The sequence below is a fragment of the Natrinema salsiterrestre genome (genome assembly GCF_029502005.1).
Lineage (GTDB): Archaea > Halobacteriota > Halobacteria > Halobacteriales > Natrialbaceae > Natrinema > Natrinema salsiterrestre.
In genome coordinates this window covers 954752-975324 of record NZ_JAMQOT010000001.1, presented here as the reverse complement: position 1 = coordinate 975324, position 20573 = coordinate 954752, and the positions used below count along the sequence as shown (strand labels likewise).

Below are 20573 nucleotides of genomic sequence, written 5' to 3'. Positions count from 1 at the left end.
TTCGTCGAAATATCTTCCTCGAAAATCGCAATTCCTGAACGGACGGGATCCCGCTCGTCTCGGCGACGCTACGACGGGACGATCGTCACCGGGTCTTTCCGATCGATCGCCCGCTCGAGTTCTTCCGCGATCGCACTCCCGCGCGATACCTGAATTTCGCCGCCGCGGCTCACCGTCGCGGTGAAGAGGTACTCGCCGCCGGCCTGGACTTCGACGGTTTCGCCGTGGTTGCCGTCGACGGGGATGACGATGTGTCGCGAGGTGATCTCGGGCTGGACCATCTGGCCGGGCTGTGAATCCCCGCCGCTACTTCCGCCGCTATTCGCGCTGGCACCGCCGGAGCCGCTTCCCGCGCCGTAGTTGGGGTTCTCGTCGTGGGTGCGGACGTCGATGTCGATCCCCAGCCGGTTCTCGATATCGGTGATTCGACCGCCGCCTTTGCCGATGACGCTCGAGATATCGTCCTCTTCCACGTAGACGACGGCCTTGTCCTGGCTCCTGAGTTCGACGTCGACGTAGCCGTGTGCGATCGAGCGGATCTCCCGTTCGATCTCCTGTTTGGCGATGCGGTCGACGCCGGACTCGTCGGCCGGGCCGCCGTCCTCGTCTTTCAGCGGGACGGTGACGACCTGGCGGTTGAAGGTGTAGATCTCGTACTCGGGCTCGCCGGTCTGGAAGTCCGTGACCTGAATGACGGGGCGGGCGAGGTCCTCCTCGGTGAGTCCGGCGGGGACCTTGACCTCCGTCTTCACGTCGTACACCGTCGAGACCTCGCCGGCCTCGATGTAGACGACGGTGTCGACGACCTGCGGGATCATTCCGAGCTCGACCCGGCCGACCAGCCGCTGCAGCGCGTCGATCGGTCGCGTCGCGTGGACGACGCCGATCATCCCGACGCCGGCCAGGCGCATGTCGGCGAAGACCTCGAAGTCGTCGGTCTTGCGGACCTCGTCGTAGATCGTGTAGTCCGGTCGGACCATCAACAGCGCGTCTGCGGTCTTCGCCATCTCGCCGCCCAGTTCCGTGTACTGGGTGATGTCGGGGCCGACCTGCAGGTCCCGCGGTTTCTCCATCGTCTTGACGGAGTAGTCGTGATCCGCGATGTAGCGGGCGACCGCCTGCGCGAACGTCGACTTCCCGGCCCCGGGCGCACCCGAGATGAGGACGCCGCGCTGGCGCTCGAGCAGCCGTTCTTTCAGTTCGTCGGCGTGCTCGTAGTCCTCGATGTCGGTCTGGGCGATCGGGCGGACGGCCGTGATCTCGATGCCGTCGGAGAACGGCGGGCGGCCGATCGCGATCCGGTAGTCCCGGAACTGGACGATCTTCATGCCCGGTTCGGAGAGTTCGATGAAGCCGTCGGGGGCCTCCTTCGCGCCGTCGACGACCTCGCGGGCGTACTCGTCCATCGTCGCCTCGTCGAGCGGTTCGTCGGCGATCGGCTCGTAGGCCATTGCCCCGAGTTCACCGCGTTTGGCCTTCGGGACGGCGTCGGTCTTGAGGTGGACGCTCATCGTCTGATCGTCGAAGAACTCCTCGACGGTCAGCGTTCCGACCTCGCGAACTTCCGGCGAGACGTGCTGTACGTCGAGGCCCTTCGCCCGGGCGACCTCGGACTGGACGATGTCGCTCGTGACGAAGGTCGCGTCCAGCTCCTCCGCGAGATCGCGGATCAGCGCGTCGATCTCGCCCTCGGAGGCGTGGCCCCGCTCGATGGCGCTGGGCCGCTCGCCGACGTACCGGAGTTCGATGACCCCGTCGTCGGCGAGGTCGGCCAGCCGCTGGAGCTCCTCGAGGCCGTCCCAGCCGCTGTCGATCCCGTCGTTGGCCTGCGCCTCGAGTTCCGCGACGACCGCCTCGGGGACGCAGATCGTCGCTCCCTCGAACTGCCCGTCTTCGATAGTCGCCGAGACGCGGCCGTCGATGACCACGCTCGTATCCGGCACGACGTTCATACGTAAACTGGTCGACGTACGCCTATAAGGGTGTCCACACCGAATCCGCGCCGAACGTCGTCGTTCATCAGCGTATCGCCCGTGTGACTCGGACGCACGTTCCTATTCGCCGGGAACACTCACGGGCCCTTAATCGAACGGCCGAACACGCTTCTCGCATGCAACCGGAGCAGGCGTTCGGTACCGGCGGACTCAACGGCTTTCTCGACGTCGACGATCTCGTGGACCGGATCGGGCTCGACGACGACGAAATCGCGTGGCGAAAGGATTTTATCGGGTTCGACGAGGCCGACGAACGGCGGCTGGCGGAGCTGGAGCCGCTCCTACAGGCCAATTCCGAGGAGATCGCCGACGACTTCTACGAGAACGTATTGCACTACGAACAGACACGGGCGATCGTCGACCGCTCTCCGAAAGACGTCGACGCGCTCAAGCGGACGCAGCGCGCGTATCTCGTCTCGCTGGCGACCGGAGAGTACGACCGAGAGTTCTTCGAGAACCGTGCGCGGATCGGGAAGCTTCACGAGCTACTCGATATGCCGCTGAAACAGTACGTGGGACAGTACGGCGTCTACTACGATCTGATCCTCTCGCGGTTGAACGAGCGAGTCCAACGACAGGTCATTGACGCCATCGAGGGGTGGGCCGAAGAGCGTGATGCCGAAGGCGACGGCGGGCTCGAGCGGTTCGTCGGTGCGCTGGGTCTCGGCGGCGAGGGCCGCCACGACGAAGACGGGCTCGACGAGTCGTTCGAAGCGACCGTGAGGGACGCCATCGACGACGGCATGATGGACGTTCTCTCGCTCCTGCGTATCATCAACCTCGACATGCAGGTCGCGGTCGATACCTACGTCGATTCCTACGCACAGGAACTCGAGGAGTCGATCGAGCGCCGCGAGCGACTCGCGAGCGAGGTCGAAACCGACGTGCAGGGGCCGATCGCCGAACTCCACGACTCGAGCGAGGTGGTCGCACGGCGCGCCGAGGCGATCAGCGAACAGACCGAGTCCCAGGCCGCCGGCGTCACGCGAGCGGCGGGCGACCTCAACGAAGTGAGCGCCGCCGTCGAGGAGGTCGCGAGCGTCGCCGACGAGGTCAGGGCGGAGAGCGACCGGACGGAGCGACTCGCCGCTCAGGGCGTCGAAGCGGCCGACGACGCCCTCGAAGAACTCGAGGCGATCGAGGACGCGACCGACGAGGTCGCCGATGCCGTCGACGGCCTCGCAGCGCGGACCGACGAGATCGACGAGGTCGTCGACAGGCTCGACGACCTCGCGGAACGGACGACGGTGTTGGCGGCGAACGCGAAGATCGAGTCGTCACGGTCGGACGGCAACGGCGGCGAGACGATGGGCGTCATCGCGAGCGAAGTGCGATCGTTCGCCGAGCAGACGAAAGCCGACCTCGCGGAGATCGAAACCGCCGTCGAAGCCGTCCGCGAGGACGCCGCGGCGACCGTGGAAACGACCGAGGAGACGGTCGCTCGCGTGGATATCGGAACGAACCGCGTTCGGGAAACGGTCGACTCGCTCGAAGAGATCCACGAGTCGGCGCGGGAGACGGCGTCGGGCATGGAAGAGGTCGCGGCTGCGACCGACCAGCAAGCACAGGGCGTCGAGGTGACGGCGGAGACGCTCGAGGACCTCTCGGAGTCGGCCGATACCGTCGCGAGCGCCGCGGAGTCGGTCGCGGCGGCCAGCCAACAGCAGACGGCCAGCCTCCGCGAGGTTCGCCGATCGGTCGCTCGGTTAACCGACGACGAGGACGGCGCGGAGCCGCCGGTCTACGAGCGACTCGGCTGAGCCCCGATTGCGGACAGCGACCGCGGACTCCGGTGGAGTGAACACCGCCGCGACCGATGCCCACCGTATGGCGCTCATCGATCTCACGCGCGACCTCGTCTCGATCCCCAGTCACGAGGACGAGACCGCCGCGGGTGACTTCGTAGAACAGTGGCTGCGGCGCGAGACCGACGCCGACGTGACTCAAGATTCGGTCGGAAACGTGATCGCTCGAAAGGGAACGGGCGACGAGACGCTCGCGCTGGTCGGCCACCACGACGTCGTCGAACCCGCGGCGTCGCAGGTGGCGACCGCGGACGAGGACGGAGCGACCGAGTACGCCGTCGACGAGCGAGACGGTCGGCTCTACGGCCGCGGGACGGCGGACATGAAGGGCGCGGTCGCAGCCGCCTTGCTCGCCTTCCGCGATGCTGACCCCGCGGGCGAACTCGTCGTCGCGAGTTTCGTCGGCGAGGAAGTCGGCGGCGTCGGCGCACGGCACGCGATCGACGAGGGGTTCGCACCCGACTACGCCGTCGTCGGCGAGGGATCGACGAACTACTCGGGACCGGACGTTACCGACGTCGCGGTCGCCCACAAGGGACGACGCGGGAGCACGATCACCGCCCGCGGCACCGCCGCGCACGCCAGCGAGGCCGACGCCGGCGAGAACGCCATCTACCGCGCCACCGCGGCCGTCGACCGCGTTCGGGACCTCGAGCCCCCGTCGGTCGACGTGGCCGGCGAGACGCTCGAGGGCCGACTCACCGTCACCGAGATCGAGGGCGGGTCGGCGATGAACGTCGTTCCCGCCCGCTGTGCGTTCACGGTCGACGAGCGGACGGTTCCGGGCGAGCGGGCCGCGATCGAGCGGGCCGCGGACCTCGAGGGAGTCGAGTGGACGGTCGATCAGGACTTGCCACCGATGCGGTGTGAGGACGAAGCGTTCGCCGAGACGGTTCTCGAGGCCGCGACCGGCGCACAGACGGCCGAGCCGGAACTCGTGACGAAACCCCACGCGACCGACGCGGGTTGGCTCTCGCAGGCTGGTACGGAGTGCGTAATCTGTGGCCCGTCAGAACCGGGGGAAGCTCACACCGACGACGAGAGCGTCTCGATCGACGTCCTCGAGCGGTGTCGCGAGACGTACCGGCGGATCGCAGAACAGTGGCCGCCGGCTCGCTGAGATCGCCCGGCGGTCGCGGCCGTTCGGTTACGACCTCAGACGCCCGGAACGCCGACCGCGTCGAAGGCGGTGATCCCGAGCGCGGCGAGGACGTAGAGGGCGATCAGGACGGTGACCCACGCGACGAGGCCGATCATCGCCGCGGCGGTCCAGTCGCCTGGATACCGCCAGTTGATGACCGCGACGTACGCGATCAGGGCGATTAACGGTCCGACGAGCGGGACCCAGCCGACGAGGAAGCCGACGATCGCCCAGACGATCGCACCGATCAACGCGGTGACGATGGCGTGATCGTAGTCGGCTCTGCCGACGATGACTCGCGCGCCCGCGTAGATGCCGAGCGCGCCGATCAGGAGGCTCACGACGAACACGATCGCCGACGCGATTGGTGATGCGAGGGCCATAGTAGTTCGACGGACATCAGATCGGCGGAATAGTTCGGTGCTTGCAAGTTCCGCACGCCTCTCATCGGTTCTCCAGAGCGCCGGGAAAGCGTCGCACAACGCCGTTACTACGACACACTGATTGTCTCACCAACCGACACATCTGGCCGCCCCCTCCAGTACGCATCGCTCTTACTCGATCGCGAACGAGGGACCCGGAACCACGACGTTGATAGCACTTCCGAGCGAACGGTACGGCTATGGCGACCGATCAGGCTCGAAGCGATGCGAGCGAAGCCGACACGTACGACCGGTTCGAAGAGCGAGTCCAGCGCATCTCGAACGTCGGAAACGCCGCCGGCATCCTGGGATGGGACCAGGAAGTCATGATGCCCGACGAGGGAACGCCCGCCCGAGCGCAGCAGCTCTCGACGCTGTCCTCGATCAGCCACGAGCTCTTGACCGCCGACGAGACCGGCGAGTTGCTCGCCGAGCTCGAGGGGGGCGAGACGACTGCGTCGTCTCGAGAAGCGAGCGGTGAAACCGCGAGCGGCGACCTCGAGAGCGACCAAGCTGCGGTCGTCCGCGAGATTCGCCGGCGGTACGACCGCGAAACGAGCGTCCCGCAGGAACTCGTCGAAGAGATATCGGCGACGTCGTCGAACGCCCACCCGAAGTGGAAGCAGGCCAAAGAGGAGGACGACTTCGAGCACTTCGCCCCGACGCTCGAGAAACTGGTCGACCTCAAGCGGGAGTACGCGAACCACATCGATCCGGACGCCGATCCCTACGCCGTCCTCTTCGCGGACTACGAGCCCTACATCGACCTCGAGACGGCCGAACGGGTCCTCGAGCGGCTGCGGGAGAACCTCGTCCCGCTGATCGATGCCGTCCAAGACAGCGATGCTGATCTCACCACGGATGCCTTCGCCGGAGCGTTCGACGACGACGATCAGGAGGCGCTCGCGCGCGACGTCCTCGATTCGCTGGGGTACGATTGGGGCCGCGGTCGACTGGACACGGCTCCCCATCCCTTCTCCTCTGGGACGCAGTTCGACGCCCGCGTGACGACCCGGTTCGAGGAGGACGATCTACTCGGATCGATCACCTCGACGATCCACGAGTTCGGCCACGCCAACTACACGCAGGGCCTCCCCGACGACGGCTACGGCACGCCGCTGGGCGAGGCGCGGGACCTCTCGGTCCACGAGTCCCAGTCCCGCCTCTGGGAGAACCACGTCGGCCGCTCCCGTCCCTTCTGGGAGCACTTCCTTCCCATCGCCCGCGAGCGCTTCCCCGAACTCGAGGACGTCACGCCCGAAGAGGCCTACGAGGCGGCGAACCAGGTTCACGACGACAACCTCATCCGCGTCGAGGCGGACGAGCTCACCTACCACCTCCACATCGTGATCCGGTTCGAGATCGAGCGCGACCTCATCCGGGGCGACCTCGAGGTCTCGGAGGTCCCCGAAGTCTGGAACGACAAGTACGAGGAGTACCTCGGCGTGCGCCCCGAGACGGACGCGGAAGGGTGCCTGCAGGACATCCACTGGTCCCACGGCGACTTCGGCTACTTCTCGACGTACTCGCTGGGATCGGTGCTCGCGGCGCAGTTGTACGCCGCGGCGGAAGACGACTGCGGCGACTTCGACGACGGAATCCGCCGGGGCGAGTTCGACGAGCTCAACGGCTGGCTGCGCGAGAACATCCACCGGCACGGCAAGCGCTACGTCACGCCCGACCTGATCGAGCGAGCCACCGGCGAGGGCCTGACCGCGGACCACTTCCTCGCGTACGTCGAGTCGAAATACGGCGAGCTGTACGATCTCGAGGACTACTGACCGCGCGAAGGCCCCGACGAGTCGGCCGCAGTATTCTCACCCCGGTCGTTCCGGGATCCGTCTCGGTCTCGAACGAGTCACTGCGCGAGTCGTGCGAGGAGCGCGAGGTAGACCCCTCGCCGAGTCGCGAGGGAACCGCCGACTGCGACGGCGATTCCGAGGATCGCCGCGCTGGCGATCGGCAACTCCGTCCCTCCGGGGACGGCCGTCACAGCGCCGGTTGCGACTCCGAACGCTCCAGTCGTTCCGAACGGGCCCAGCGACCGCGCGAACAGGCCGACGACCCCGATCAGAACGGCCGGGAGTGCGACGAGTGTGCGCGTCGATACGGCGCTGCCGTCTCCGTCGGTTCGCGGCGTCCGTTCGACGAAACGGACCGTCCCGGTTCCCCGCCCGGAGCGCCTGTGTTTGAACTCGCGCCACTCGTTCGGCGAGTCGGTGTGACACGCCGTGGAGTAGACTACGACCTCGCCGAACCGTTCGGTGAGGGACCCGATGTCCCGCCTGAGCGCCCGATTCAATCCGTGTGCGAGCACGACCGCGACGCCGTCGACCAGTGCGTCCGCCGCCCCCGAATCGCGTCGCACGTCCCCGTTCGGGAACGCCCTCGAGAGTCCGTCGACGAGCGCGTCTCCGTTCGAGGGCTTCGCGCTGTAGGTCCAGTCCTCGAGCACCGCCGCGATCGCTGCCGCGCTGATAGTCCCACCGCTGGCTTCCCCCTGAATTACCCCCATCGTAGCCATATATTAGAAGTAAATACCATATATTTATCGAATATGGGGGGTATATATTACTGGGGGAATCGGTCGACGAGACCGGCTGACCGCCCGCCACGACTACCGGAGAACGGATGTCTCCGCCGCAGATGTCGGCTCCCGCCTCGAGCCCGGATGATGAACGATCGACACGTGGCCCCCGTTTTTAGGGTCGACGCCTGCTTACCCGTCGCACGATGTCAGAGTCACTCGAGCAGGGAACGGCGATCGTTACGGGTGCGAGTGCCGGAATCGGCGCGGCGACCTGTCACGAACTCGCGGCCGCGGGGGCGAACGTCGTCCTCGCGGCCCGCAGCGAAGACCGGTTGACGAGTCTCGCGGCCGACCTCGAGACGGAGTACGGCGTCGAGACGCTGGTCGTGCCGACGAACGTCCGCGAGGAGGGCGACGTGGACGCGCTGATCGAGGAGACCGTCGAGACGTTCGGCGGCATCGACGTGCTGGTGAACAACGCCGGACTGGCCCGCGGGAGCGAGGTCGAGTCCCTGTCGACCGAGGGATACGAGACGATGCAGGAGACCAACGTCGACGGCGTCTTCTACGCGTCGCGGGCGGCGATCCCGCACATTCGCGAGCGCGGGGGGCACCTCATCTTCGTCGCCAGTTTCGCCGGCCAGCACCCGCGGCCGGCCAATCCGGTCTACGCCGCGTCGAAGTGGTGGGTGCGGGGCTTCGCGAAGAGCCTCGCGGCCCAGATCGGCGACGACGGGGTCGGGATCACGCTCGTCAACCCGGCCGAGGTCCGCTCGGAGTTCGAGACGCCCGACGGCGAGACCTTCGCCGAGCGATTCGACGAGGACGAGGCCAGCGACCCGCGGGAGGTCGCCGAAGCGATCCGCTTCGCCGCGAGCCGCGAGGGCTCGAGCATCAGCGAGCTCGATATCACTCGTCGGGACAAGTTCACCGACACGTTCCACTGACGAGGCGGTGATCGACCGCCGGGTCCGGGCGTCATATAAAAGGAGGGTGGGCCTGCAGGGTCCGGACTCACCCCGCCCCGGCCCCCTCTCACGAGTATGCGAGTATCCATTCCGCGCGTTCCGGGCGTCTACTTCGACACCGATGCGGAGTCCACCGCAATCAACGTCGCGCTGACCGCCGCCGGTCGGCGCGCACCGAAACCGCAGGGCTACGCCATCCAGTTCCTGCCGTACCTCTGGTCGTTCGACGTCGACCTTCAAGAGGTCCCGACCGACCACCCGATCCAGTACCTCCACCCTGAGGGAGCGCAGAGTCTCGGCGACCTCTCGCCACACCGCGGCGTCCGCGAGGCGGGTACCGAATTCGAGTCCGTGCTCCGGTTCGTCTGGTCGGTCAACGAGGAACTCGAGACGGCGACCACCCAGCTGCTCGGCGCGAGGGGCGACGCCGAGGACGAGGTCACCATCGAGATTCAGGACGGTCGGATCGGCGTCGACGGCTCGGAACTCGAGACCGACGAGTTCGATATCGACGAGGGTGCGGCCGAGGAATCGGGAGCAGGCGAGGTCGGGTTCGACGACTCGGACACGGAGGAGTTCGATACCGGCGACGAACTGTGAGGGAGTCTCAGGACCTACGTTCTCGCTCGAGCCGAGGCGATACATTCGACTTACTAAGCAGTAGTTATAAGTGATAACGAGACGACGATTAAGTCGGAGGCCACGTCTCCGATAGGGGGCGTTCGCAAACGCCCCGGGTGTTGGCGCACCCGAGACTGGCTTCCATCCCCCTCAAGGGATTCGAAGCCATGATTCCGTACATTCTACCGGGATATAAACGTCCCGCACGGCAGCCGAATCGCCCGATACGACCAGTCTCGACTGCGAACAGCCGCTCGAGGTGTGATCGACATGCCTGACGGCAGCGACCCGCTCGCGGACCGCCCGTCGTCGCGCCCCGACTGTCCCAACTGCGGCGAGCCCGTCAGCGTCCTGACCTCGAGCAGGCTGTACAGGGGCACCGCTTACCCCTGTAGCTGCTCGGTGGATCCGGTTCTCCTCACGACCGATCCAGCCGACCGCGGACTGGGGACGGGGGAGTGATGACCGGGCCTCGAGCCGATGACCCGAAGCGCTGCCCCGACTGTGAGGCGGTGCTCCCGCTCCGCGATCCGCTGATCGGCTGGTGGCTCTGTGACGACTGCGAGGTGGCGGTCGACGCCGACGGGGAACGGATCGCGTAACTCGATCGTCGAGTCGGCCCGTCTCCCACGCTGTCACTCACTTAATCAGAACACAGACTCGAGTGAATATGTTCCATTCTTAACCCATTTCGGATCTAACTACCAACGTGTCCAATGTAGATCGTTTTTCAAAGCAGTCGGGAGCGTTCAACGACGTCGATTGTTAGTACACATGTTGTCTCACAACCCGGAGGACGACTCGAAGCTCTACGTTGGGGACACGGAGACGACTGACGAGGAATTGGCGGCGCTGCTCACCGAGATGAAACACGTCCATCTCCCGCTGCTGGAAGACTACGGATTCATCGATTGGGACGAAGGGAATCACGAGGTAACGAAGGGCCCGAAGTTCGACGACATCAGACCGCTCCTGGAGATGATGGCACGGCACCGGGACGAACTCCCCGAGGATTGGATATGACTCGATTGCAACGCGGTCCGCTCCGGCCCCGGTCCGGTCGACGGCTGGTGGCTCCGTGACGGCCGCGAGTGGCGACCGATACCGACGGCGAGCGGACCACGTTATCCGGTCGAGCGGACGATCCGCCGCCGGGGCTCGAGTGTGGTCGTTCCGCACTCCCTTTGGAGTGTGCTGTTCGGAAGTGGTCATCACAGCAGTCGGTCGATTTCTTCAGTGAGAGCTATTCGCGTAACTGAATACCCGGTTCGGTATGTTCATCTGCGAATTTACCGAAACCGCCGATCAGCAACGGCCGTTTTCGCCGGGGTTCCACTCACATGCGTCGCCCGTGGTGAGGCCGTTCTCGTCGATGTACGCCGAGAGACAGGCGTAGTTACAGAAGTACAGGGGAGATCCACAGTCGTCGTCGCAATCGCGGACGCAGACGGGATCGTGATCGAAAATGCGGGACCCACAGTATACACAGGTCTCCTCCGCGTCGGGTGTCGTAACAGTCGTGGCCATACCCGTCTCAAGGGCGTTGTCACGGAAAACGCTTCGCGAGGGACGGTGAGTCGCTTCCCGTACTGACCGCTGACTCGAGTTCGACTGTCAGACGTGACTCTGATTCTCGGACGTAGCACTCGCAGTAATTGCGGATGCGAACTGAACATCTATCTGTCGAGAGAATGACATCAGATGTACTGAGGCGCTCTGCCCGCTTTCTCAGTCGCGTAGGAGTCCCGAATTCTGTACCGTCGGGAGGTGCCAGCCGTACGTGACCGCGGCCAACCGAGTCACGACGGTCACGACCGCACACGCGACGGCGGCCGTACTCTCGGCCGCCCCCACCGTTCCCGCCAGCCAGTACGCACTCCCCCCGAGGACGGCACAGCTCGCGTAGAAGTCCTCGAAGAGGATGAACGGGGCTCGATCGAGGAGGATATCCGCGACCGCGCCCCCTCCGACGGCGTTGATCGTCGCGATCGCGACGACACCGAACGCTGACAGGCCCGCCTCGGTCGCGACGATAGCGCCGGTCGTCGCGAACGCAGCGAGGCCGATCGCGTCCGCGACGAGCGTGACCGGATGCGTATCTGGAGACGATAGAACGACGCTCAGAGCGATCGCTAAGGCGACGCCGAGTAGGCCCAGGCCGATCTCGAGCGGGGACTGGAGCGCTAACGGCACTCGCGTGACGAGGAGATCGCGCGTCGCGCCGCCGGCAAACGCCATCGCCAGGCCGACGATGAGGATCCCGAAGACGTCGAACTCCTCGCGGATCGCCTTCGACGACCCGACGAGTGCGAACGCGACCAGGCCGATCGCGTTCATGACGGCGAACGGGTCGCCGAACAGTATTCCGATGACCTCCTGACTCACTACGCTCGCCTACGAGAGCGAGTCTCTTGAGTGCCACGTATCGGAACGCTCTTCTATTGAATGCACCGTCGAACGGAGCCGAGCGGCGAAATAAACCTTACTAGTTAGGAAAGGAGTTGAATCGTATCAAACCGATTGACTGTGGTGTATATGTCACCAATCGACCCACAGCGACGAGACGTCCTGAAGGCGGTCGGCAGCGCCGGTGCACTGTTCGGTGTCGGCGGTGTCGGCACGGTCAGCGCACGAAACGGCAAACGCAAGGGAGCCAGCGCCGAGAGCACGATCGCCGAGATCGCGGCCGGCAGCGACGACTTCGAGACGCTCGTCGCCGCACTCGAGGCGACGGGCCTCGATTCCGTCCTGAACAGCGACGACGGTCAGTACACGGTGTTCGCCCCGACCGACGACGCCTTCGACGGTGTGGACACCTCCCAGCTCAGCACGGCCGCGCTCGAGAACGTCCTCCGCTACCACGTGACGGAGGGTCGGCGGTACGCACCCTCAGTCGTCAATGCACCGGCGGTGGAGACGCTAAACGGAGACTCCGTCACCGTCGACGGGACCACCCTGAACGAGGGGCAGGCGACGATCGTCGGCACCGATATCGAAGCGTCGAACGGCGTCGTCCACGTCATCGACGGCGTGCTGCTGCCCTGACTCTGGCGACGTGGGAGACCGAACCCGTAGCACCGTTTTTTCGCGACCCACCCGCCGCCGGAACAGCGAACGGTATAACACGCTGGCCCCGCTGGATCGACTCGAGACCCGATGCCCCTTCGCGCGTTCCGGATCGCCTACGACGGCACGGACTATCACGGCTTCCAGCGCCAGCCCGACGTCTCCACCGTCGAGGACGCGATCTTCGACGCCCTCCGCGCGCTCGACGTCTTGGACTCTGATGCGCACAAACCCGACGGCTACGCCGCCGCCGGTCGCACGGACGCGGGCGTCTCCGCGCTGGCGCAGACGATCGCGCTCGAGTCGCCCGACTGGCTCGCGCCGCGGGCGCTGAACGCCGAGCTCCCGGCCGATATCCGCGCGTGGGCGGCCGCCGACGCGCCGGCGGAGTTCCACGCGACTCATCGCGCGAGCCGCCGGGAGTACACGTACCATCTGTACGCGCCATCGGCGGAAGACGAGGGAGTCGCGCCCGCCGTCGACGACGACCGGTTCCACGCGGCCTGCGAGGCGCTCTCCGGCAGCCACGACGTTCACAATCTCACGCCCGACGACCGCAACACCGAGCGCTCGCTCGCGCTCGAGGCGACCCGTGACGGGGACTACCTCGTCGTCACGGTCAGCGCGGGCGGCTTCGCCCGGGAACTGGTCCGTCGGCTCGTCTCGCTCGCTCGCGCCGTCGGAACCGGCGAGTCGCCGCCCGCGAAGATCGGCCGCGTGCTCGAGCCCGAGCCGCTTCCCGGCCACGAGGGAATCGCACCCGCACCGGCCGAACCGCTGGTCCTGACCGACGTTCGCTATCCGGATCTCGCGTTCGAGATCGACGAGGCGGCGGCCGAGAGCGCTCGAGCGGTGTTCGATCGCCGCCGCATCGACCGGCGGACGGGGGCTCGCGTCGCCGGGCAAGTAGCCGACGGGATTCGCTGAGGGCCACCGGCGCGCTGCGCTGCCGTCCCATCGAAGCGCGTGCGAGCGTTTTTCACGGCCGAGGACACACCTCGGCACATGGAACTGTCGCCCGAAGAGTACGGTGCGTACTGGCGCGCGTCGATTCGCGTCGCTGCAGGCGTCCTCGTCTTCTTTTTCGGACTCCGGCTCACGTCGCCGCTGCGGACCCATCCGGAAGTGGGCGCGTCCGCGCTCGGTGTCGTCCTGTTCGGCTTGCTCGTCCTCGTCGGGACGTTCGTCGCGACGCTGGGCGTCGCTCGCATCGTCCGGACCGCGGTCGACGCCGAAACCAGTAGGCGCTGAAACGATCATACCGAATCGATACTGCGGTGCGATTCGGTGTGCATTGAATCGGAGCGGCTACGATAACCTACGTCCAGTCGTCGGGCCACATCTCCGCGGCGCGCATTCCGGACTCGTACTCCTGGTCGCGCAGTCGGTCGCGAAGCTCGTCCACGTCGACCCGGGGCACGTCTCGAGCCGTCAGCTCGCGAACGAGCAGCGCCGTCAGCACCGCGTGTTCACGGAGGTTCCGAGGATCGACCTTGTCGCGGGTGTCCGCCGTCGTGTGTCCCCAGCCCCGCCCTCGTTCCTCGCCGGCCGGCGGCTCGCTGTGAAGTTGCAGCGATGGGACCCCCGCCCGCAGGAACGGCCAGTGATCGCTGAACGGATGCGGATCCGGCTCGTGAACGACCGGCTGTCCGACGGCCTCGGTCACGTCGTCGGCGAGGTCCGCGAGCGCCTCGGTGCCGTGGGAGAGCGCTCGCAGGTTTCGAAACCGCCCCGCGCCGTCGACGTTGACGACCGCTCGGATCGACTCGAGGTCCAGCTCGTCGACCAGCGCCTCCGCACCAAGCAGGCCGATCTCCTCGCAGCCGACGCCGGCGATCCGGACGGAGCATTCGAGGTCGTCTTCGATCGCCGCGAGGACCGCGGCCGCGCCGGCGACGGTCGCGATTCCACAGCCGTTGTCCAGCGCGCCCTCGCTGATATCGTGAGCGTCGTAGTGGGCGAGGACCAGCACTTCCGCGCCCGTTTCCGGACCGAGGGTTCCGTGGACGTTCTGGCTCGAGCCGTCCCGGGTCGTCGCGTCGACGCGGAGCCGTGCCCGTGCGCCGCGCTCGGCGTAATCGACGAGCCAGTCGTGGGTTTCGGCGCTGACGCCGATGCCGGGAACGGCGGCCTCGGCGTCGAACTTCAGTGCGCCCGTCGGGGGCAACTGGCCGGGGACGTGATTGCCGAAGACGAACGCCTTCGCCCCCGCCGCCACGGCGTGGCCGAATTTCTCCATCCGGTGGACGAACCGCTGACCGGACGGCGTCATCGTGCTCGCGACGGCGATCCCGCCTCGGAGATCCGCGTCCTCGATCTCGTCGGGCGTCCCGTAGCCGATATCGACCAGCGATCCCTCGACGTCGCCCGCCGGCGCGTACGGCAGCGCGATGGCCTCGAACGAGCGGTCGATTCGATCGGCGCCGTCCGCCGCCGCGCCCTCGAGTACCGCGAATTCGGTTTCGCCGCGTTCCCAGTACTGCATCGGGAAGTCATCGATTCGAACGCTCTCGAGTCCTGCGTCGGTGAACGCATCGCGGACGATTTCGGCGGCCCGACGCTCGCCGCCGGAGCCGCCCATCCGATGGGGCAGTTCGGTCAGTCGGGTGAGCAACTCCCAGGACCGATCGTCGGTCCACGCACGGCCGATTGCACGCTCGAGGGCCGGATCGCTGTCGTTCATACCCGTTCTTTTGCGGCGATCGAAAAAAGCGGTCGGGCGCGGGGACCGGCTATGAGAACGGCGAGTCCCGTCCCTCAGTCGTCCGCCGGTGCCGGCACTTCCGACTCGTCGATGGCGGCGTCGGGCTGGAGGACGCGTCCGAAGTCGAACGCCTCGAGCGGGCGGCCCTCCGCGACGCGTGTCGGCCAGTCGGGGTTTGCGAGCGCGCCCGTCCCGAGCGTGATCAGGTCCGCGCCTTCCTCGACAGTTGCTCGCGCCGCGTCGGGATCCTCGAGCCCGCCGTTGGCGATCACGGGCGCGTCACCGTACCGATCCGCGAGCTCCGAGAGCGTCGGGCCCTCGTCGAACGCCGGTGCCGTGACGTCCTCCTCCGTGACGTGGATGTAGTCGGTACCGGCGTCGGAGACCGCCCCGAAGATCACTTCGGCGTCGTCCTCGCCGCCGGGCCAGCGGTAGTCCGGGTCGTTGACCTTGCTCTGGGAGAGCCGGACACCGACGACGAAATCGTCGGGTGTGGCGTCCCGAACCGCCTCGAGCACCTCCGCTGTCAGGCGGATCCGGTTCTCGACGTCGCCGCCGTACTCGTCGTCGCGCCGGTTCGTGTAGGTCGTGAGGAACTGGTCCAGCACGTAGCCGTTCGCGCCGTGGACCTCGACGCCGTCGAAGTTCGCCTCCACCGCGCGTTCGGCTGCGGCGACGAACCCCTCGATCACGTCGTCGATATCGTCGCTCGTCAGTTCCCGCGGTTCGGGGAACTCCCCGTCGCCGCCGTACATCTCGAGTTGTTCTCCCTCGGGGCGGACGGCAGAGGGGCCGACCGTCTCGTCGGTGTAGCGGTTCCCCTGGGAGAGCGCGCCGGCGTGCATGAGCTGGGCGAAGATCGGCGCACCCTCCTCGTGGACGGCGTCGGTCACTCGCCGCCACGCCGCGACGTGCTCGTCGGTGGCGAGGCCGGGCTGGTCGTCGTAGCCCTGACTGTGCGCGTCGTCCGGATGAGTGCCCTCGGTGATGAGGACGGAGAAGCCGCCGCGGGCGAACTTCGCGTAGTATCGGGCCATCTCCGCCGTCGCTCGCCCGTTCTCGGTTGCGCTGGTTCGCGTCATCGGCGCGAGACCGACCCGGTTTGCGAGCGTCTCGTCGCCGAGATCGACCGCGTCGAACAGGATATCGTCTGCGTCTGTCATCGGCTACGATACCGCTCTCGTCCGTATAAGCGACAGTCCGCCGTGTGCCGCCCGCGAAATCCCGATGATAGATCACGGGGTTCGGCGTCCGGAACCGCGTCACTGCCGTCCGGCGTGTTCGCTCGGTGACAAAGATAAACCTTACCTCCGGGGATCGACTCATACGGGGTATGAGTTCGGTATCCGAACGCTCGGAGATAGACGCCGAGTACAAGTGGGACCTCGAGAGCATCTACGCGACCGACGACGACTGGGAGGACGCCTACGAGGCCGTCGCCGAGCGCGTCGACGAACTCGAAGCCTACGAGGGCCGCGCGACCGAGAGCGCCGAGACCCTCCTCGAGACCCTCGAGCTGCGCGACGAGATCATGCGCGAGGTGTCGACGGTCGCGGCCTACGCTCGCATGCGTCGCGACGAGGACACGACGAATCAGCAGTATCAGGCGCTGACGGCCCGCTCACAGTCCCTGGCCGCCGACGCCCGATCGGCAGCGTCGTTCATCGACCCCGAAATCCAGACGCTGACCCGCGAGGAGTTCGACGCGATGGTCGAGGCGGTCCCCGCCCTCGAGACCTACGACCACTACGTCGACGACGTGCTCCGGATGAAGCCCCACACGCGATCGGCCGAAGTCGAAGAGCTGCTGGCGGATCTGAGCGAAGTGACGGGCGCGACGGGCGAGGTGTACCAGATGCTCTCGAACGCCGATATGACGTTCCCGACGGTCGAGGATCCGCAGGGAGACTCCGTCGAGATCACGCAGAGCAACTTCACGAACCTGCTCAAGCGACCCGACCGGGACTTCCGACGGCGCGTCTACGAGGGCTACTTCGACGAGTGGGAGTCGGTCCGAAACACGGTCGCGGCCAGCTACAAGAACAGCGTCAAAGCCGACGTCAAGACCGCGCGAGCGCGCAACTACGACACCGCTCGCGAAGCCGCCCTCGACGGCCCGAACGTCCCCGCAGCGGTCTACGACACCCTCGTCGACACCGTCCACGACAACATCGACGAGCTCCACCGCCACGCCGAACTCAAGCGACGGGCGCTGGACGTCGACGAACTGGAGATGTGGGATCTCTACATGCCCCTGACCGGTGACGAGGGCCCCGACCTCGAGTACGATCGGGCGACCGAGCACGTCGTCGAGGCACTCGCACCGCTGGGCGAGACGTACCAATCCCGCGTCGCCGAGGGGCTCGACTCGCAGTGGGTCGACGTCTACGAGAACGAGGGCAAACAGTCCGGCGCGTACTCCGGCGGAACCTACGACACGCAGCCGTTCATCCTCCTGAACTACCAGCACGACATCTCCTCGATGTACACGCTGGCCCACGAACTCGGCCACTCGATGCACTCCGAGCTCACCACGGACGAACAGCCCTACATCTACTCGAACTACGAGATCTTCGTCGCCGAGGTCGCCAGCACGGTCAACGAGGCCCTGCTGACCAACCACCTGCTCGAGACCGTCGACGACCCCGAGTTCCGGAAACACGTCCTCAACGAGTTCCTCGAGCGCGTGCGCTCGACGCTGTACCGACAGACCCTCTTCGCCGAATTCGAGCACGAGGCTCACCGCCTCGAGGAGGACGGCGAGCCCCTCACCGCGGACCGATTGGACGACCTCTACCGCGGGCTGAAAGAAGACTACTACGAGCCCGCGGCGATCGACGACCGCATCGCGCGCGAGTGGATGCGCATTCCCCACTTCTACCGCGCGTTCTACGTCTACCAGTACGCGACCGGCATCTCGGCCGCGCTCGCGATCGTCGACGACGTCCTCGAGAACGGCGAATCCGCCGCCGAGGACTACCTCGACTTCCTCCAGCGGGGATCGCGGGAGTACCCCCTCGAGCTCCTCCGGATCGCCGGCGTCGACATGAGTTCGTCCGAACCGATCGACCGCGCGCTCGAGACGTACGGCGACCGACTCTCGGAGTTCGAATCGCTGCTGGACTGATCGAGCCCCTCCGACCGCCGCTTTTCGCGTCGTTCTTTCGAATTCGCCGCTCCATACCGTCCGTCGTACGTGCTGGCGCGGCGCGTCTCGATCTCGTATTCGAGAAATCCCTCCGGGACCCAAAGGCACATTTACTATCCAAATCCTAACGGCCTATATCAGGATGTCTCGAAGCCCGTCTATTCCCGACCGACCTCACCGCGATATCGACTCAGACCTCCCCGACGACGAGCGGCTCGAGGCGCTCCGCGGGCACTACGAGGACCTGGTCGACGTCAACGACCAGCTGTCCGCCCAGCTCGACGACGCCGAGGACCGCCGCGAGCGCCTCCGGGAGAAAGTCGATCGCGTCGAACGCGAAAACGAGACGCTGAAGAGCTCCTCGCTGTACATCGCGACCGTCGAGGACGTGCTCGAGGACGATCAGGTCATCGTCAAACAGCACGGAAACAATCAGGAAGTGCTGACCGACGTCGCCTCGCGCATGGTCGACCGCGTCGAGCCGGGCGACCGGGTCGCGGTCAACGACTCCTTCGCGATCCAGACGGTGCTGGACACGGAGACCGACGCGCGCGCCCAGTCGATGGAGATCACCGAGAAGCCGGAGGTCACCTACGCGGACATCGGCGGCATCGACGAGCAGGTCCGCGAGGTCCGCGAAGCCGTCGAGCAGCCGCTCACCGAACCCGAAATATTCAACGAGGTCGGCATCGATCCGCCCAGCGGCGTTCTCCTCTACGGCCCGCCGGGGACCGGCAAGACGATGCTCGCCAAGGCCGTCGCCAACGAGACCGACGCCACCTTCATCAAGATGGCCGGCTCGGAGCTCGTCCGCAAGTTCATCGGCGAGGGCTCCCGACTCGTCCGCGACCTCTTCGAGATGGCCCGCGAGCGCCAGCCCGCCATCATCTTCATCGACGAGATCGACGCCATCGCGACGCGGCGCACCGAGTCCAAGACCTCCGGCGACGCCGAGGTCCAGCGGACCATGATGCAACTCCTCTCGGAGATGGACGGCTTCGAGGCCCGCGGCGAGATCCGCATCATCGCCGCCACCAACCGCTACGACATGCTCGACCGCGCCATCCTCCGCCCCGGGCGCTTCGACCGCCTCATCGAAGTCCCCGAGCCCGACCGCGACGGCCGCGAGCAGATCCTCGGGATCCACACCCGCAACATGAACATCGCCGCGGACGTCGACTTCGCCGACCTGGCCGACGACACCGACGGCTACTCCGGCGCCGACATCGAGAGTCTCGCCACCGAAGCCGGCATGTTCGCCATCCGCAACGAGCGCGACGAGGTCCGCCACCAGGACTTCGCCGAGGCCCTCGAGAAGATCGAAGACGACGACTCGAGCGACGTGGTCTCGTCGGCGGGCTACTTCTATCAATAACGAACTTTTGCTCTGCGGGCGCGGCTTCGCCGCGCCCTCGGCAAAACTTCGATGAAAAGCACTCCTCACTCCGTTCCGAGCGCTTCGCGCTCTCCACATCGGTCGTCGGCCCGCTCGCTCACCCTACGGGTTCGCTCGCGGTGAAATCGGTGAATCGCCTGCCCTCCCCCGACTCGCGGAGCCCTCAGTTCTTCGGGCTCCGCTCGCGGCCACTGGGCGAGTCGTATCTCATCGGTTCCGGATCGCAACGCCTTACGCCGCTCGTCCCCGAGTACGGACATGAGCACGATTCGAGTCGTCTGGGGGACCGCGTCGGCGCCCACGGCGATGGCCTCCTACGACGCGGCCCTCGCGGAGGCCGGCATCGAGAACTACAACCTCGTCTCGGTTTCTTCTGTGATTCCCGCTGAAACCACCGTCGAGGCCGTCGGTACCGCGCCCGATCTCGGCCCCGCCGGCGAGCGCCTGACGGTCGTCGAGGCTCGAGCCACCACCGCCGGTCCCGGCCGCGTGAGCGCGGCGCTCGCGTGGACGCAGTCGGTCGACGACGGCCCGGGGTTGTTCTACGAGACGGCGGGCGAGATGGACAGCGAGACCGTCGAACGGCGGGTTCGCGAGGGACTGGCTGCGGGACAGGAACTGCGCGACTGGGAGTTCGGAGAGTCACAGGTCGCCGTCGAGAGCCGACAGGCCGAATCGGGGCTGTACACGACGGCGGTTGTTCTGGCCGTCTACGGCGACAGCGAGCCGATCCTCTCAGATTGACTGAAGGCGAACCCTTTTGAACCGCCGGCGCATT

21 protein-coding genes are annotated in these 20573 nt (G+C 66.5%); 14 read left to right on the top strand and 7 right to left on the bottom strand.

The features are described 5' to 3' along the window. Nucleotides 1-68: 68 nt before the first annotated feature. On the bottom strand, nucleotides 69-1952 hold the full coding sequence (locus tag NDI89_RS04875; RefSeq protein WP_277520380.1) for a PINc/VapC family ATPase: 1884 nt from the start codon (nucleotides 1950-1952) through the stop codon (nucleotides 69-71). A gap of 158 nt (nucleotides 1953-2110) precedes the next feature. On the opposite strand from NDI89_RS04875, the gene NDI89_RS04870 reads away from it, so the two are divergent. Both NDI89_RS04870 and NDI89_RS04865 read left to right on the top strand, forming a co-directional pair. Further along, on the top strand, nucleotides 2111-3754 hold the full coding sequence (locus NDI89_RS04870) for a globin-coupled sensor protein (protein ID WP_277520379.1): 1644 nt from the start codon (nucleotides 2111-2113) through the stop codon (nucleotides 3752-3754). A gap of 67 nt (nucleotides 3755-3821) precedes the next feature. Beyond that, the gene (locus NDI89_RS04865) at nucleotides 3822-4919 is read left to right on the top strand and encodes a M20 family metallopeptidase (protein ID WP_277520378.1); all 1098 of its coding nucleotides are present in this window, start codon (nucleotides 3822-3824) and stop codon (nucleotides 4917-4919) included. Nucleotides 4920-4954: 35 nt separating this feature from the next. Here the strand turns inward: NDI89_RS04865 and NDI89_RS04860 are convergent, their stop codons facing one another. After that, nucleotides 4955-5323 (bottom strand): hypothetical protein, encoded by a 369-nt coding sequence (locus NDI89_RS04860; RefSeq protein ID WP_277520377.1) that lies wholly within the window; start codon nucleotides 5321-5323, stop codon nucleotides 4955-4957. Between the two features lie 239 nt (nucleotides 5324-5562). Here NDI89_RS04860 and NDI89_RS04855 point away from each other — a divergent pair, with 239 nt between their 5' ends. After that, entirely contained in the window at nucleotides 5563-7143 is a 1581-nt protein-coding gene (locus tag NDI89_RS04855) for a carboxypeptidase M32 (RefSeq protein ID WP_277520376.1), read from the top strand. 77 nt (nucleotides 7144-7220) lie between these two features. Here the strand turns inward: NDI89_RS04855 and NDI89_RS04850 are convergent, their stop codons facing one another. Then, on the bottom strand, nucleotides 7221-7877 hold the full coding sequence (locus NDI89_RS04850; protein WP_277520375.1) for a hypothetical protein: 657 nt from the start codon (nucleotides 7875-7877) through the stop codon (nucleotides 7221-7223). A gap of 218 nt (nucleotides 7878-8095) precedes the next feature. Here NDI89_RS04850 and NDI89_RS04845 point away from each other — a divergent pair, with 218 nt between their 5' ends. The 5 genes from NDI89_RS04845 to NDI89_RS04825 all read left to right on the top strand — a co-directional run bounded on the left by NDI89_RS04845 (nucleotide 8096) and on the right by NDI89_RS04825 (nucleotide 10504). After that, nucleotides 8096-8839, top strand: a complete 744-nt coding sequence (locus NDI89_RS04845) for an SDR family oxidoreductase (protein ID WP_277520374.1) — start codon at nucleotides 8096-8098, stop codon at nucleotides 8837-8839. A 96-nt stretch (nucleotides 8840-8935) separates the two neighbouring features. Beyond that, complete coding sequence (locus NDI89_RS04840) at nucleotides 8936-9460, top strand: hypothetical protein (RefSeq protein WP_277520373.1); 525 nt, start codon at nucleotides 8936-8938, stop codon at nucleotides 9458-9460. A gap of 291 nt (nucleotides 9461-9751) precedes the next feature. Continuing rightward, complete coding sequence (locus NDI89_RS04835; protein WP_277520372.1) at nucleotides 9752-9943, top strand: hypothetical protein; 192 nt, start codon at nucleotides 9752-9754, stop codon at nucleotides 9941-9943. Beyond that, the gene (locus tag NDI89_RS04830) at nucleotides 9943-10083 is read left to right on the top strand and encodes a hypothetical protein (RefSeq protein ID WP_277520371.1); all 141 of its coding nucleotides are present in this window, start codon (nucleotides 9943-9945) and stop codon (nucleotides 10081-10083) included. The genes NDI89_RS04835 and NDI89_RS04830 overlap by 1 nt, the downstream gene beginning before the upstream one ends. Nucleotides 10084-10255: 172 nt before the next feature. Next, nucleotides 10256-10504: a transcriptional regulator gene (locus tag NDI89_RS04825; protein WP_277520370.1), complete on the top strand. Its 249-nt coding sequence runs from the start codon at nucleotides 10256-10258 to the stop codon at nucleotides 10502-10504. Nucleotides 10505-10786: 282 nt separating this feature from the next. Here NDI89_RS04825 and NDI89_RS04820 read toward each other — a convergent pair whose 3' ends face one another. Both NDI89_RS04820 and NDI89_RS04815 read right to left on the bottom strand, forming a co-directional pair. Beyond that, nucleotides 10787-11008, bottom strand: coding sequence for a hypothetical protein (locus NDI89_RS04820; protein WP_277520369.1), 222 nt, complete (start codon nucleotides 11006-11008; stop codon nucleotides 10787-10789). A 201-nt stretch (nucleotides 11009-11209) separates the two neighbouring features. Beyond that, the gene (locus NDI89_RS04815) at nucleotides 11210-11866 is read right to left on the bottom strand and encodes a trimeric intracellular cation channel family protein (protein ID WP_277520368.1); all 657 of its coding nucleotides are present in this window, start codon (nucleotides 11864-11866) and stop codon (nucleotides 11210-11212) included. Between the two features lie 150 nt (nucleotides 11867-12016). On the opposite strand from NDI89_RS04815, the gene NDI89_RS04810 reads away from it, so the two are divergent. From NDI89_RS04810 to NDI89_RS04800, 3 genes are all read left to right on the top strand, one after another. After that, the gene (locus NDI89_RS04810) at nucleotides 12017-12526 is read left to right on the top strand and encodes a fasciclin domain-containing protein (protein ID WP_277520367.1); all 510 of its coding nucleotides are present in this window, start codon (nucleotides 12017-12019) and stop codon (nucleotides 12524-12526) included. 111 nt (nucleotides 12527-12637) lie between these two features. Next, nucleotides 12638-13474 (top strand): tRNA pseudouridine(38-40) synthase TruA, encoded by an 837-nt coding sequence (gene truA, locus NDI89_RS04805; RefSeq protein ID WP_277520366.1) that lies wholly within the window; start codon nucleotides 12638-12640, stop codon nucleotides 13472-13474. Nucleotides 13475-13552: 78 nt separating this feature from the next. Then, the gene (locus NDI89_RS04800; protein WP_277520365.1) at nucleotides 13553-13798 is read left to right on the top strand and encodes a hypothetical protein; all 246 of its coding nucleotides are present in this window, start codon (nucleotides 13553-13555) and stop codon (nucleotides 13796-13798) included. Nucleotides 13799-13865: 67 nt separating this feature from the next. Here NDI89_RS04800 and NDI89_RS04795 read toward each other — a convergent pair whose 3' ends face one another. Beyond that, a complete protein-coding gene (locus tag NDI89_RS04795) occupies nucleotides 13866-15230 on the bottom strand; it encodes a M28 family metallopeptidase (RefSeq protein ID WP_277520364.1) in 1365 nt (454 codons plus the stop codon). Nucleotides 15231-15304: 74 nt separating this feature from the next. Continuing rightward, nucleotides 15305-16414, bottom strand: coding sequence for an NADH:flavin oxidoreductase (locus tag NDI89_RS04790; RefSeq protein WP_277520363.1), 1110 nt, complete (start codon nucleotides 16412-16414; stop codon nucleotides 15305-15307). Nucleotides 16415-16584: 170 nt separating this feature from the next. Here NDI89_RS04790 and pepF point away from each other — a divergent pair, with 170 nt between their 5' ends. From pepF to NDI89_RS04775, 3 genes are all read left to right on the top strand, one after another. Next, on the top strand, nucleotides 16585-18378 hold the full coding sequence (pepF, locus tag NDI89_RS04785) for an oligoendopeptidase F (protein WP_277520362.1): 1794 nt from the start codon (nucleotides 16585-16587) through the stop codon (nucleotides 18376-18378). A 163-nt stretch (nucleotides 18379-18541) separates the two neighbouring features. Continuing rightward, complete coding sequence (gene pan2, locus NDI89_RS04780) at nucleotides 18542-19774, top strand: proteasome-activating nucleotidase Pan2 (RefSeq protein ID WP_277520361.1); 1233 nt, start codon at nucleotides 18542-18544, stop codon at nucleotides 19772-19774. Nucleotides 19775-20053: 279 nt separating this feature from the next. Next, nucleotides 20054-20539 carry a pyruvoyl-dependent arginine decarboxylase gene (locus tag NDI89_RS04775; protein ID WP_277520360.1) on the top strand — a complete coding sequence of 162 codons (486 nt, stop codon included), beginning with the start codon at nucleotides 20054-20056 and terminating at the stop codon, nucleotides 20537-20539. The last annotated feature ends 34 nt before the right edge of the window (nucleotides 20540-20573 follow it).

Excerpts from the sequence above, each read along its gene's own strand:
- NDI89_RS04875 (WP_277520380.1), bottom strand. The coding sequence starts at position 1,952 with ATGAACGTCGTGCCGGATACGAGCGTGGTCATCGACGGCCGCGTCTCG.
- NDI89_RS04870 (WP_277520379.1), top strand. The coding sequence starts at position 2,111 with ATGCAACCGGAGCAGGCGTTCGGTACCGGCGGACTCAACGGCTTTCTC.
- NDI89_RS04865 (WP_277520378.1), top strand. The coding sequence starts at position 3,822 with ATGGCGCTCATCGATCTCACGCGCGACCTCGTCTCGATCCCCAGTCAC.
- NDI89_RS04860 (WP_277520377.1), bottom strand. The coding sequence starts at position 5,323 with ATGGCCCTCGCATCACCAATCGCGTCGGCGATCGTGTTCGTCGTGAGC.
- NDI89_RS04855 (WP_277520376.1), top strand. The coding sequence starts at position 5,563 with ATGGCGACCGATCAGGCTCGAAGCGATGCGAGCGAAGCCGACACGTAC.
- NDI89_RS04850 (WP_277520375.1), bottom strand. The coding sequence starts at position 7,877 with ATGGGGGTAATTCAGGGGGAAGCCAGCGGTGGGACTATCAGCGCGGCA.
- NDI89_RS04845 (WP_277520374.1), top strand. The coding sequence starts at position 8,096 with ATGTCAGAGTCACTCGAGCAGGGAACGGCGATCGTTACGGGTGCGAGT.
- NDI89_RS04840 (WP_277520373.1), top strand. The coding sequence starts at position 8,936 with ATGCGAGTATCCATTCCGCGCGTTCCGGGCGTCTACTTCGACACCGAT.
- NDI89_RS04835 (WP_277520372.1), top strand. The coding sequence starts at position 9,752 with ATGCCTGACGGCAGCGACCCGCTCGCGGACCGCCCGTCGTCGCGCCCC.
- NDI89_RS04830 (WP_277520371.1), top strand. The coding sequence starts at position 9,943 with ATGACCGGGCCTCGAGCCGATGACCCGAAGCGCTGCCCCGACTGTGAG.
- NDI89_RS04825 (WP_277520370.1), top strand. The coding sequence starts at position 10,256 with ATGTTGTCTCACAACCCGGAGGACGACTCGAAGCTCTACGTTGGGGAC.
- NDI89_RS04820 (WP_277520369.1), bottom strand. The coding sequence starts at position 11,008 with ATGGCCACGACTGTTACGACACCCGACGCGGAGGAGACCTGTGTATAC.
- NDI89_RS04810 (WP_277520367.1), top strand. The coding sequence starts at position 12,017 with ATGTCACCAATCGACCCACAGCGACGAGACGTCCTGAAGGCGGTCGGC.
- truA (WP_277520366.1), top strand. The coding sequence starts at position 12,638 with ATGCCCCTTCGCGCGTTCCGGATCGCCTACGACGGCACGGACTATCAC.
- NDI89_RS04800 (WP_277520365.1), top strand. The coding sequence starts at position 13,553 with ATGGAACTGTCGCCCGAAGAGTACGGTGCGTACTGGCGCGCGTCGATT.
- NDI89_RS04795 (WP_277520364.1), bottom strand. The coding sequence starts at position 15,230 with ATGAACGACAGCGATCCGGCCCTCGAGCGTGCAATCGGCCGTGCGTGG.
- NDI89_RS04790 (WP_277520363.1), bottom strand. The coding sequence starts at position 16,414 with ATGACAGACGCAGACGATATCCTGTTCGACGCGGTCGATCTCGGCGAC.
- pepF (WP_277520362.1), top strand. The coding sequence starts at position 16,585 with ATGAGTTCGGTATCCGAACGCTCGGAGATAGACGCCGAGTACAAGTGG.
- pan2 (WP_277520361.1), top strand. The coding sequence starts at position 18,542 with ATGTCTCGAAGCCCGTCTATTCCCGACCGACCTCACCGCGATATCGAC.
- NDI89_RS04775 (WP_277520360.1), top strand. The coding sequence starts at position 20,054 with ATGAGCACGATTCGAGTCGTCTGGGGGACCGCGTCGGCGCCCACGGCG.